Consider the following 12,119-nt stretch of genomic DNA (forward strand, 5'->3'; position numbering starts at 1 on the left):
TAAATTGCCCCCTACTGCGCATCTGCGGTGGGGGGAAATTTAACGCATCTGTATTACACAAATTAACCAGAAATTCTTATCGCGTTGTGTAAGCCTGGCGAAAAATTCTATTTAGGTTGCTGGCGTGCTCCATTTATAGAATACTGTCGCGCCATGCATGTTTTAATGTCCAGGACGGATTTATGTCAGCATTCCCTTATTATATCGCTTTAGCTTTACTGGTTTGTGTGGCGCTGGTTTGGAGCGGATTAATCCTGGATCTGTTTGGTATGCGATGCTGGATGCACCATGTGACTGATTTTATGGAAACCCAATTAAAAGGCTCAGAACCCTTGCAATGAGGGAGATTTAACTGAACTTATACCAGGACATTTCTTTATCATGACAAGTTTGTCATCTGGTCATAAAAGAATACGGCTTTAAGCTTTGCTTAAGAAATTAATGGTTGAATTACCTCCAATAACCCGGAGGTAATAATCGTGATCACAACGACGTATTCATTACTCAAAGAAAAAACCCGCTATTTACAGGCATTTTTCGCCAACCCGCGCGCTTTTGGTTCTATCGCACCTTCCTCTTCCGCGCTGTGTCGCACCATGTCTGAAGCCGTAGATTGGCAGCAGACGCAACGGATTGCGGAACTCGGCGCTGGCGATGGTGTGCTGACGCGTCATTTACTGCATAGCATGAGAGCCGATGCAACGCTGGCAGCATATGAAATCAATCCGCAATTAGCCCATAAGCTTAATGCGTTCAACGATCTGCGTTTGACGGTGCACACTGATTCCGCAGAAACGTTAGGCACCGGCTACGATGCCATTTTCTCAGGTTTACCGCTGCTATCCCTACCGCAGGCGTTGCGCGAAAGGGATTTTGACGCAAATCAGCCGGGCGCTGACTTCCGGTGGCGTGTTTGTGCAATTTCAATATACACCGCTGTCGGAGCCACTGTTATCACAGCACTTTTACTGGACGCGCACGCGCGTGATGCGCAACCTGCCACCGGCATTTGTTTATCGGTGCCAGGCTGCCGCACATCATTAAAAACAGACTCAAATAAATTATTGCAGTTCAACATTAAGTGCCGGCGCGCCGAAACTCACCAGCACCCCATTTGATGCGGTGAAATAGTCGCGCCAGAAAGCCTCAAGCTGTTGGAGAATTTTTCCAGAACGATAGTTGTTCTTCGCATCCGTATCAATGAGGCCCGCCCCGGCAACAAAAATTTTGGCACCCGCGAAATCGGCCAGCAAATGTTGTTGTTTAACCTGCTGCAATGTTTTGTCTGGTGAGATCAAACGCAGCGCGTTATTACGATAGAAACTATCGAATGCGCTGTTTTCCAGCATATCTGAGATAAGGAACAGCGTACGTGAAGTAGACGCGTCAGATTGCAAATCCTGACTAACACGTTTCAGACTATCGAGAATTTCACTCTTCGCAATGTTGTCTCCTTTCTCAGCAAAACTTTTCGCCATCAGTCCGCCGAAAGATTTTGCAAAATACTGTCGCTGCTCTGCCAAACATTTATCCAGGTTCTTCAGGCTTTCCATACCCTGATTGTCTCGGATGGCTTTATCAGTGAGTAAAGGTTCTAGCCGACCATCAAACAAGCGTTGCATAAAATTATTCTGCAACAAGGCCGAGAACTGATAGAGCACTACGCGATCACCCGGCTGTGTAAACCGCAGAATTTGCTGCCAGCTAGCGTTTTTAATCTCCAGCGGGACTTTCACAGTTTGATCGATGATTACGACCAATTCCCGGCCACTGCTGGCCGGGCGATACTGGCTAAGATGAGCATAATCATAACAGCTCGGAATATCATTACGGTCTGCCGCCTGAGCTAAAGCGCTCAAACTCGCCAGCAACAGAAAACAACTTGTGATGAATTTCACCTGTTCAACCCCGTGCTTTATTCAAAACCAATTGCACTTTGCGCCGATTTAACAAGCCATCTAACGGGAGATCAAGATCGTCAGCCAGTAGCTGTAATTCTTCATCATTAAGCAGGGTAAGGTCACCCAGAGCTGCAATTTGCGCTTTGTAATCGGTATTTGTCACTGGATTCGTTGGGATTTCTAGCGTTGCAGCCACAGGAGCGGGAGGTGCGGTTGGCGCAACTAAAATCGGCTCATGCTGATGCATAATCGGCTCTGGCTTGTAGACAGGACGCGTGGCATTAAACTGTTGGTGCTCGTCATCCGCTAATGCCTTGTCACGCATTTTTCCGCGCACGTAATCGTCAAAGGTGCGCACTTCACTCTGAGCCACACTGGCACTACTGGCTCTCTGCATTGCCATACGATTTTGCAGGCTAGCAAGTTTGTCCTGAGCATCACGCTCTACACGTTCACGTTGCATGGCATACCAGGCAGCGAACTCTTCAGAACTACTAAAATTGCCGATGTATTTCGCAGCCAACTTAGATTCAATGCCCACTAATGATCGGTAATAACCAATTAAGATACCGATAATTTGCACACCAATAAAAATGACAGACAAAATAATAAACGTCAGTTTGGAAGCAAAGACGCGATTGTCACTCACTTCTTTCGCTGCTTGTTTATCCGCTTGCTGATTATCATCGACTGCTTGCTGAGGCAATTCGAAAGGCGAAGCGTTAGTGGCAACAGTGCTCGTCTGACTAAACGGGGTACCATTCACCGCCTGTGTTTCAGCAGCATTAATGGTTGCGGCGCGGATGAAGTAGGCACCCACAGCAAACGTCACGATCAACAACAGTGTAACGATCGTTTGCACATATTCTGGTTTGGCGCCGATACCGTGGCGCACGCGGTTAAGCATCTGCAAATAGCCGGGCGCATCATCATCAATACGGCTATTTTCCAGAGAAATGCGATTGTCTTTTACCAGTGCTTCAGCCTGGTGTTCCAGCTTTGCTTCTTTATGCCAATAGCGAATCTTACTGAGCAGGGTATTTTTGTGAAGCTGGGTACCCATCAGGTGTGTGGCCGGTACCAAAATCACCCCAATGAGGACCGAAACGACAATCGCTGATAACTCAGCCTGATTTGCCGAAATATTGTTGGCAATAAAGGGTGACAGCACCAAAGCAAAAATGAACGCTTCCAGAATGACAAGGGCAATACTGCACAACCACAAGACAATGCTGGTAGGCTTACGCCCGCGCTCGTCGACCTTATTTAGGTAATTAACACAACGCAGATAGAAATCGGCATCGCGGTTGGAAATGCTGTAATACTGATAAAATTTGCCACACAGTGCTTCCTCAGCAGGATGCCACACGAGTCCGCCGGTCCCCATGCGACGAGACTCATGACTTTTTGCCAGACGAGTAATATGTCCCACCAAAGGTAAAGCACAAGCTAAATTGAGGAAGAAATAACGGACTTGTTCCCACCACTTAATGGTAATAATGGTCAATGCCATCAGACCAAATAATGGCCAAAAGATATAACGGTAAGTCGCAATCGCCTGCAACACAGTATCTAAAATTTCCATAATGATTTATTCCTTATCCACGCTGAGGCGCGTATTCAGCCAGCCACGGCTGACGATGATTACTATAAAAAAGCTGGCCCTGCTTAGCGGGTTGGCCTGATTTAGGTATGAGAAGATCAACACATGAAACCGGTTGTTTCTGCGCATCTTCGATGTAAACCCGATAAAGAATGCTATCTTCCCCTTCCCAGCTATTGGCGACACCCGTCATGCCAGGCAATGTTTTTCTGTTTCCCTGGGCATATTTTGGCGTCACAAAGACCTGTGGATTGCGCGTAATTTGTGCGCCCTCCTTCAGCACAAAAACTGGACTCAACGTCACAAGATTACCGTTGACCAATCCAGCCCATGCGCGTCCATTCATATTCGGGAGATATTCGCGAGTATCGTGCTGCCCAATAGATTGACCCGTCGCTAAATTCTTAGCCAGCCCACTGACTCGCGGCAGGTCTGTCAGGCAACTCCCCGTGACACTACTCGCCTGCGCCTGGCTTATAAGACTAAAACCCTGCGATAGCGGTTTTAAATTACTCGCCAGACCCGTTACACGTGAGGAGGTGGGTTTACCCCCAAAATCAATAAAGTTAGCGGGGTTACTTTCGGCAATCGCTTGAGTTGGCTGAGTGACCTGATCTTGCTCCTGCGATTTGACCGCTTCAGAAGTGGGGGATGCTGCTTTCGCTTTATTGTCAGGATGGGCTTTTTTACGCGGCGTTTCAGTCCGGGCCAGCCGGCTATCAACCGCCGAGCTGTGCTGTAAATACAGAGGGTTGTTGCTTTCTTGCGCCAGTCGCTGACGGAGTAATGATTCATTTGCCAGAGCAACAATTTCAACACGGCGGTTTTGAGCGCGACCAGTCGCTGAATCATTATCTGCCAGAGGGCGCGATGATCCTACTCCCTGGAAATAGAGCTGGCTGGCTTTAATACCACTTTGCTCCAGCACCAGGCCAACATTGTGGGCACGTGCTTCTGATAATTGCTGATTATACCCAGCATTTCCGCTGGCATCGGTATGACCCACGACCAGCAGAACTGCGCTGTTATCTTGCTGTCCCCCCTTCATGGCCGCAGCTATTTTTTGTACCTGGCGCAAACCACTACTTGTCAGTTCTGCACTATCAACATTGAACATTGTTCCATCTTCAACTTGCGCAACAATGCCGACCTGATCTTGTTTACTATTTTGCTGAGCTTTCAGCGCTTGAGTGCTAATGCGGATTTTTTCTTCTTGCGCGATCTTCGCTAACGCCTGCTCGCGGTTTTGCCACACATTACCGACCACGCAACCCGCGACGCCACCGGCCAATCCCCCAACTAATGCCTTTTTCGCATCGTGCGTGACCAAATAAGTGATACCTCCACCCAGCGCAGCGCCGCCAATACAGCCAGCAGCAGTACCGTAATCTCGTGCAAAGTCATTCATAGAGGCGCAGCTGGTCGCGAGTGAAGCAGCAATCAAAACGGATGCTGCCTTTTTAGAAAAGGGTAAATTCACATCAAATCCTTGATTGAAAAATCTCCCTCGTCTGGAGGGAAAATGATTTATTGAGATACGTAGAATTGGTAAAAAATATTCACTGGTTGATATCGGCTAAGAGCGTAACAACTTTAGTGGCGAATGTCTTAATTATTATATTCAATGAGATGGGCGAGTGAAGCGAAAATTGAGAGATGGGAAATCCGTTAATATCATAAGTTTAATTACTGCATTTAGTCAATTTTAGAATAATTTACGCCACAATCACTCAATTGCAGCGCAAAGTAATGACTTATCCCCCACTAACACGATAGCGCTCCAGTTAATGAGTCAAAATGCTGGTAGTGCGGCCACCATAACTATCTAAACCCATTGCATCGCGTTAGCGCAAAAAAAGGGATTATTTGCGCGCTTTCGCAGCCGCGACCAGTCCATCCAGCCAATCCTGATGACCGTTGATCATCGGATTGGGTTTCGCGCTCGCCAGCTCAACCGCCGGTTTGCCGTTTTGCGTTTCCTGAGTCAGGATGCGCACGCGATTGTCAGAGAGATCTTCAATCAGCCATGCATGCAGAACGTCTAAACGGTCGTCGCTGCCCACTTCACCCGCCCAACCGTGCCAGGAAACACGGGCGGCTTCACCCGCTTCGGGTGCTAAGTACTCGGTGACCTGCGCTTCCACCGGGAAGCCAAAGGTTTCGAAATAGAAGCGGGCACCCTGCGCCAGTTCGGGGCCTTTGTTGTCATAGAAACGCGCATTCGCCGAGTTCTGATAATAAGTCGGCCAGAGTGACGGCGTGTTCAGCAAAGGCCAGATATCCTGGGTACTCAAACCTGCAACGATCACTTCGTTGGAACAGTAATTATCGCTAAAGCCCGGTACAAATCCTTCTGGCCAGTTAATCCCATTCGTTTTCATTTCATTCGTCTCACCGTGAATAAATCGTGGGTGAAGTATCTGACTCCCTATGAAATAAGACCAATCGCCATTATTTATTTTTGATATACGTTTTCGTGATATCTGGTGGCAGCGTATGATGAGGTATTGCCCCGCCATCGCCGGAAGATGATGAAAACCGATATCCGCAACCTCGACCTCAATTTGCTCAAAGCGCTGGATGCCTTACTGGATGAGCGCAGCGTCACCCGCGCAGCTGAGCGTTTAGCCCTGACGCAACCCGCAGTCAGCGGCATGTTAACGCGTCTGAGAGAGTGTTTTGATGATCCGCTGTTCACGCGGGCGCAGCGCGGCGTTGTCCCGACGCTGCGGGCACTGGAGTTGGCTCAGCCCGTGAAGGCCATCCTGGCGGAAGTGTCAGAACTGTTGCAGCCCAAAGCCTTTGACGCGGCGACCGCGGAAATGACCATTAAGATTGCGGCCACTGATTATGCCCTGCGTGCGGTCATTGTGCCTTTTATGGCCGCGTTACGGGTACAGGCACCGGGTATCCGCGTGGCGGTATTGCCCGTTAACAACGAGCAGCTATCCGCGCAGTTTGAACGGGGTGACATCGACATCGCGTTGATCACACCAGACAGTGCCCCACCCGATCTGCATGCCCGCTCGCTGTACGATGAAGAGTATGTGTGTCTCATGCGCGAGGACCATCCACTGTCTGCGCAGACAGGTTTAACGCTCGACAGTTTCTGCGCGCAGGACCACGCCCTGGTTTCCTACGTGGGAGGCAACTTCAAGGGCGTGACAGATGAGGCGTTAGCCTCGATTGGACGTTCACGACGTGTGACACTTTCGGTATGCAGTTTTTTAGTCTTACCTGAGATCTTACGCGTCAGTGATTTAATCAGCGTGGTGCCGCGTCGCTTAACGCACGATTTACCTGGTTTGAAGGTCATGCCTCCTCCTTTAGCGATCCAGGGGTTTAACAAAATCGTGGTCTGGCATGAACGCACGCACCGCGATGCCGGACATCGCTGGTTGCGTGAATTACTGTTCTCTACGGCGATTTAAGCGGCCGCCTGCTCATTCCCCAGCAGATTCAATATATGGCTGCGCAGCGCCACCAGCTGCGGATCATCACGGCGGCGCGGCCAGGGCAGATCCACCTCAATGACATCCACCACTTTCGCCGGTCTTGGGCTGAACACCACCACACGATTCGCCATCACCAGCGCCTCTTCAACGTCATGCGTTACCATCAGCGTGGTGAACTGCTGCTCCTGCCAGAGGTCAACAATCTCCTGCTGCATGCGCAACCGCGTCAACGAGTCGAGCTTGCCTAGTGGTTCATCGAGGATCAGTAAACGCGGCACATTCACCAACGCTCTGGCTAACGCAGCACGTTGAGCCATACCGCCAGACAGCTGATGCGGCCAGGCGCGAGCGAACTGCTTGAGCCCGACACGATCTAGCATCGCGTTGATGCGTTTATCGCGTATTGCGCGGCTCTCACCGCGAATCTGCAATCCCAGACCGACGTTGTCATACACCGTGCGCCATGGATAGAGCGTGGGGTCCTGAAACACCACCACGCGTGAAGGATTGGGTGCCGTAATGGCTTTCCCCTCTTCCGCTAGCAAACCACTGGCTGGAGGTTCCAACCCGGCGAGCAAACGTAATAAAGTCGATTTCCCGCAACCGGAAGGCCCTAGCAGAGCGACAAATTCACCGGCCTTCACCTGTAAATTGATATTCTCCAGTACCGGTAAGTCACTGCCTTCAAGCGTGAAATGGTGATTCACTTTTTCAATAGCAATATTCACGCCTGCAGAGGTCATGGCCATATTTCGCTCCTGCTAAATAATAGTGTGCCGACAGTCATCAGCAAATAACCATAAGCGTCTCTCTCTCCTGATTGAAATAGCCTTTTCGGCAAACCTATCCGTCATCTTTCATAAAGAAAAACTGCATGACCTCATGCGGGATTGTTATTTGGTGGTGGGAAATCGCTAAGCGATAGTGCCTGTGATCTTTAATGACAAGGAAAGCAGAATGGCAATGCAAAAATACTTTCTGAGCCGGCGCGCATTATTGCGCGGCCTGGGTTTATTCAGCGCCGGTGTAGCGGTGAATCCATTGCTGAGCAGCAATGTGTTCGCCGACGATAAACCGCTTAAAACCATCAAACTGGCGTGGGGACAAACGGCGGTGTGTCAGGCGCCGATTTCCGTTGCCCTGAAGCAGGGTTTCTTCAAAAAATATGGCCTTAACGTTGAACCGGTTAACTTCAGCGGCCCGACTGATGCCCTGCTGCAGGCGATCGCGACCGGCCAGGCCGATGGTGGTATTGGCATGGCGCTGCGCTGGCTAAAACCGCTGGAGCAAGGATTTGATGTCGACCTGACCGTTGGCACCCACGGCGGCTGCATGCGCTTATTGACGCCGCAAAACAGCGGCATCCGCGATGTAAAAGATTTGGTGGGTAAATCTGTCGCGGTCAGCGATCAGGCCAGCCCGATTCGTAACTTCTTCGCGGTGCAGCTGGCGAAACAGGGCATCGATCCGGATAAGCAAGTCAATTGGCTGCAGTATCCGCCCGATCTGTTTGGCGAGGCGCTGCGCAAAGGCGAAGTACAGGCCCTGGCCACCGATGACCCACAGGGTTGGCTGCTGAAGAAACAGCACAACCTGCTGGAAGTCGACAACAACCTCAAAGGCGAGTACGCCAGCATGACCTGCTGCGTGCTGGGGCTGCGCGGTTCGCTGGTGCGTGACGATCCTGCCACCGCGCGGGCCATTACCCAGGCAATTGTGGATGCACAGCAGTGGACCGCCGATCATCCCGCCGAAACCGCCAAAATCTTCCAGCCTTTTGTGCCAGGTTCGGTGCCGGTGGAGGACATCACCGCGATGCTCAAAGAGCACACTCACCACCACCACTCCACCGGCGCCCAGCTGCGCAGTGAAGTCGCGACCTATGTTGAGGAGTTGAAGAAGATCAACGTGATTCGCCCGGATACCGATGCGCAGCAGTTTGCCGAACACTATGTGCCGCAACTGCTGCCCGCCGAATCCGCCCATCAGCACGCCAGTAACATGGCGCACATGAGCAACATGTCGAGTTAAGGAGAGAGTCATGGCCAGTGAAACCCTCACGATTGCCCAACACCGTGCAGCACCGCGCCGCCTGCAACCCGCCGTCTGGGGTGCGCTGTTGCTATGGTGGGCGTTAGTGGCGCTGATGGTGGCGGTACCGGATAAGCCGCAGGGATTTGCTGCCCCGCGCTTTGTCGATCAAACCCATGAACTGTTTGCCGGGATTGCGTTGTTACTCACCGTGTTGGCAATAGCCTCTGGCGTGTTTCCGCGTCTGGCGCTGCTGGCTCCGTTGAAACGTAGCGGGCCGTGGTTGATTGTGCTGGCGCTGCTGATTGGCGTGTGGGAAACCGTGACCGGAAAGCTGGCGCTGTTGCCCGCTCCCTTCTTTGCACCGCCGCGCGCACTGGTCGAAGCCTACGCCACTGACTGGCCACGTCTGCTGGACAGCGTGCTCAATTCGCTGCGTTTGCTGGCCTTTGGTTTTCTCTACGGCAGCGTGGTGGGCTTTGTGACCGGCGTGGCGATAGGCTGGTCGCGAGGACTCGGTTATTGGGTACATCCGATTTTGCGCTTCCTGGGTCCCGTGCCATCCACGGCATTGCTGCCGCTGTCACTTTACTTCTTCCCCTCCAGTTTCTCCGCTGCGGTATTTCTCATCGCCCTGGCCACGTGGTTCCCGGTGACCGTGCTGACCTGGTCCGGCGTTTCCAGCGTCGATACCCGTTACTACGATGTGGCGCGCACGCTGGGCGCCAATCCGATGTTCCTGGTGCTGCGCGTGGCGGTACCCGCCGCATTGCCGCACCTGTTTGTCGGCTTATTTATGGGGCTGGGCGCGTCGTTCTCGGTGCTGGTTGCCGCAGAGATGATGGGAGTGAAATCGGGCCTGGGTTGGTATCTCCAGTGGGCACAGGGCTGGGCGGCCTACGCCAATATGTATGCGGCGCTGATCGTGATGGCGCTGCTGTTCTCTTCCCTGATCTCCCTGTTATTCCTGGTGCGTGACCGTTTGCTTTCGTGGCAGCGCAGCGCGGTGAAATGGTAACGGCATGGTGATGCGCCTGAAGGCGTACCTTTTAGAAACGTTGCCACATCTCAAGGGGCGTCAATCATGGCGCCCAGGCAGGCTACTCCACCAACGAGGTGAACTATGGTTGCAAAAATTTCCTCGTCAATCACCGAACTGATTGGCAATACCCCGCTGCTGCGGCTCTCGCGTTATGCCCAGCAACAAGAGATTCAGGCCGAACTGATCGCCAAACTGGAGCTGTTTAATCCTAATCACAGCGTCAAGGATCGCATCGCACTCAGCATGATTGAAGCCGCTGAGCGCAACGGCACCATTCAGCCTGGTGACACGCTGGTTGAAACCACCAGCGGCAATACCGGGATCGGATTGGCGGCGATTGCCGCCGCTAAGGGCTACAAATTCCGCGTCTATATCAATGATTTTGTTAGCATCGAACGCACGCAATTGATTCAGGCTTACGGTGCTGAAGTGGTGCCTTTCAGCACCATTGAGGGCTTCCGAGAGTTTTATGAAGCCAGCAATGGCGATTTTGTCGCAGCCACCAAATGGCTGGCGGAAAAAGTCACCGCTGCGGAGCCGGAAGTTCATTTTTTGTTGCAGCTGGAGAATCCCGCCAACCCGGCCGTGCACGTTCAGACCACCGGGCCAGAGATCTGGCGCGACAGCGGCGGCAAGCTGGATATCTTTATTGCGGCAGTGGGAACCGGCGGCACACTGTCGGGAACCGGGCGCTATCTCAAACAGCAGTACCCAAGCCTGCAGGTGATCGCGGTGGAGCCTGGCGTGGGTTCACAACCCAGCGAATTGCGTCCGGAACCGCTGGAGATCACCGGGGTGCACGCCTTTAGCAATCAGCCGCCCGAACGCATCCCGACGAATTTAGATCATCGAGTGTATGACGAAGTGATCGCCGTAGAAACCTGGCAAGCGTATGCAGCGGCACGTCAGCTAGCGCTCAGCGAAGGCGTGTTGGTGGGTGACTCGTCGGGTGCCGTGTTATGGGCGGCGGAACAGGTGGCAGCGCGACCGGAGAATCACGGCAAGCGCATCGTGGTTTTGCTGGCGGATGGCGGCAGCAGTTACCTGTCGACACAGTTATTTGCGCATCAGGTGCCTGCTGAGACCTTCAAGCTAGCAAATGCGATTCAGACATCGCAGAAGATTGCCTGATTCGCCGGGTTTTCTTTATCACGATGTCATTTATGGCGCATTCCTGAGCAACAACGCTGCTCGATGAATGCGCGATAAATCACGCCACTACATCAGATTACGCGTTCTAAGACCGCCCCTCATACCAGCACATTGCTGGTGATACCCTTTGCAAACAGCAGTGGATCGGTTTCTGGTCGCAGCACGTTAATGGCCTTCAAATCCCGCGCATAAACATCGATCTCTTTGACGAAAGCATTGCCCACTGAATAGTGCCCATGGGTATGGGTTTTCAGTACGCTGGCGATCTCCTGCGGCGTGGTATTCAGCGCCTGACCGTTAAACTCGCTACCGATCGCTTCGGGATGCTGCGCAGCATAGGCGTGCGCTTGCAGGATGGCATGGGTAATCGCGGCAGCCACCTCTGGCTGTTCGCGAATCAAACTGCCACGCGTGCCCACCACACAGCAGCTCAGGTTGGCGTAGTCATCCATCAAATTAGTGCCGACTTCACGATAGCCTGGCTTCTGCGCAAGGCGCCACATAATTGGATCTGAACCGCTGGCTGCCTGAATCTCCCCTTTTTCCAGCACCATCGGCAGCAGATCTTGCGGGAACACACGCCAGTTAACGTCGTTGTTAGGATCGACACCGTGCTTTTTCAGCATCAGTGAAAAGAAGTTTTTATCCGCGCCCGCCATATCGGTAACGCCGATGGTTTTACCCTTTAGCTGCTCCAGCGTAGAAGGACCATCATTGCGCGCTAATAAGCGCATGCAGCCACCGTGCGTACCTGCGGTGAGTTTCACATCGAAGCCCTGCTCCAGCGCTTTTAACCAGCGCAGCGCCATGCCGATGGCGGCTTCCGCTTTCCCCGTGGCAATCGACTCCAGCAATAATTCGGTGGAATTGCCAAAGTTGACGAATTCCACTTCAAGGTTGTGAGCTTTGAAGAAATTATGTTGATCGGCCACCAC

Annotated in this window: 11 protein-coding genes and 1 pseudogene; 6 read left to right on the forward strand and 6 right to left on the reverse strand. The window is 52.3% G+C overall.

The window, feature by feature from the left end; translation table 11 throughout:
- The first annotated feature begins 182 nt into the window (after positions 1–182).
- Both H7A81_RS20970 and H7A81_RS20975 read left to right on the forward strand, forming a co-directional pair.
- A complete protein-coding gene (locus H7A81_RS20970) occupies positions 183–341 on the forward strand; it encodes a hypothetical protein (protein WP_182058608.1) in 159 nt (52 codons plus the stop codon).
- A gap of 138 nt (positions 342–479) precedes the next feature.
- Positions 480–1,044: pseudogene (locus H7A81_RS20975) on the forward strand (class I SAM-dependent methyltransferase).
- Positions 1,045–1,061: 17 nt separating this feature from the next.
- Here H7A81_RS20975 and H7A81_RS20980 read toward each other — a convergent pair.
- From H7A81_RS20980 to H7A81_RS20995, 4 genes are all read right to left on the reverse strand, one after another.
- Positions 1,062–1,898, reverse strand: a complete 837-nt coding sequence (locus H7A81_RS20980; RefSeq protein ID WP_182058609.1) for a hypothetical protein — start codon at positions 1,896–1,898, stop codon at positions 1,062–1,064.
- A gap of 4 nt (positions 1,899–1,902) precedes the next feature.
- On the reverse strand, positions 1,903–3,486 hold the full coding sequence (locus H7A81_RS20985; protein ID WP_182058610.1) for a hypothetical protein: 1,584 nt from the start codon (positions 3,484–3,486) through the stop codon (positions 1,903–1,905).
- Positions 3,487–3,499: 13 nt separating this feature from the next.
- On the reverse strand, positions 3,500–4,984 hold the full coding sequence (locus H7A81_RS20990) for an OmpA family protein (protein ID WP_182058611.1): 1,485 nt from the start codon (positions 4,982–4,984) through the stop codon (positions 3,500–3,502).
- 382 nt (positions 4,985–5,366) lie between these two features.
- Positions 5,367–5,885 (reverse strand): SRPBCC domain-containing protein, encoded by a 519-nt coding sequence (locus H7A81_RS20995; protein WP_182058612.1) that lies wholly within the window; start codon positions 5,883–5,885, stop codon positions 5,367–5,369.
- 150 nt (positions 5,886–6,035) lie between these two features.
- Between H7A81_RS20995 and H7A81_RS21000 the strand changes: the two genes are divergently transcribed.
- Complete coding sequence (locus H7A81_RS21000; protein ID WP_182058613.1) at positions 6,036–6,935, forward strand: LysR family transcriptional regulator; 900 nt, start codon at positions 6,036–6,038, stop codon at positions 6,933–6,935.
- Here the strand turns inward: H7A81_RS21000 and H7A81_RS21005 are convergent.
- Positions 6,932–7,708, reverse strand: a complete 777-nt coding sequence (locus tag H7A81_RS21005; RefSeq protein WP_182058614.1) for an ABC transporter ATP-binding protein — start codon at positions 7,706–7,708, stop codon at positions 6,932–6,934. The genes H7A81_RS21000 and H7A81_RS21005 overlap by 4 nt on opposite strands.
- A 208-nt stretch (positions 7,709–7,916) precedes the next feature.
- Between H7A81_RS21005 and H7A81_RS21010 the strand changes: the two genes are divergently transcribed.
- The 3 genes from H7A81_RS21010 to H7A81_RS21020 all read left to right on the forward strand — a co-directional run bounded on the left by H7A81_RS21010 (position 7,917) and on the right by H7A81_RS21020 (position 11,163).
- Positions 7,917–8,990, forward strand: a complete 1,074-nt coding sequence (locus H7A81_RS21010) for an ABC transporter substrate-binding protein (RefSeq protein ID WP_182058615.1) — start codon at positions 7,917–7,919, stop codon at positions 8,988–8,990.
- Between the two features lie 10 nt (positions 8,991–9,000).
- Positions 9,001–10,008, forward strand: coding sequence for an ABC transporter permease (locus tag H7A81_RS21015; RefSeq protein WP_182058616.1), 1,008 nt, complete (start codon positions 9,001–9,003; stop codon positions 10,006–10,008).
- 105 nt (positions 10,009–10,113) lie between these two features.
- Entirely contained in the window at positions 10,114–11,163 is a 1,050-nt protein-coding gene (locus tag H7A81_RS21020) for a PLP-dependent cysteine synthase family protein (protein ID WP_182058617.1), read from the forward strand.
- A gap of 119 nt (positions 11,164–11,282) precedes the next feature.
- Here the strand turns inward: H7A81_RS21020 and H7A81_RS21025 are convergent.
- Positions 11,283–12,119, reverse strand: an 837-nt coding sequence (locus H7A81_RS21025; RefSeq protein ID WP_182058618.1) for an ABC transporter substrate-binding protein, incomplete at its 5' end; no start/stop codon positions are given.

The organism is Pantoea sp. ME81, from assembly GCF_903970985.1.
Lineage (GTDB): Bacteria > Pseudomonadota > Gammaproteobacteria > Enterobacterales > Enterobacteriaceae > Pantoea > Pantoea communis.

Excerpts from the sequence above, each read along its gene's own strand:
- H7A81_RS20970 (WP_182058608.1), top strand. The coding sequence starts at position 183 with ATGTCAGCATTCCCTTATTATATCGCTTTAGCTTTACTGGTTTGTGTG.
- H7A81_RS20985 (WP_182058610.1), bottom strand. The coding sequence starts at position 3,486 with ATGGAAATTTTAGATACTGTGTTGCAGGCGATTGCGACTTACCGTTAT.
- H7A81_RS20995 (WP_182058612.1), bottom strand. The coding sequence starts at position 5,885 with ATGAAAACGAATGGGATTAACTGGCCAGAAGGATTTGTACCGGGCTTT.
- H7A81_RS21000 (WP_182058613.1), top strand. The coding sequence starts at position 6,036 with ATGAAAACCGATATCCGCAACCTCGACCTCAATTTGCTCAAAGCGCTG.
- H7A81_RS21005 (WP_182058614.1), bottom strand. The coding sequence starts at position 7,708 with ATGGCCATGACCTCTGCAGGCGTGAATATTGCTATTGAAAAAGTGAAT.
- H7A81_RS21010 (WP_182058615.1), top strand. The coding sequence starts at position 7,917 with ATGGCAATGCAAAAATACTTTCTGAGCCGGCGCGCATTATTGCGCGGC.
- H7A81_RS21015 (WP_182058616.1), top strand. The coding sequence starts at position 9,001 with ATGGCCAGTGAAACCCTCACGATTGCCCAACACCGTGCAGCACCGCGC.
- H7A81_RS21020 (WP_182058617.1), top strand. The coding sequence starts at position 10,114 with ATGGTTGCAAAAATTTCCTCGTCAATCACCGAACTGATTGGCAATACC.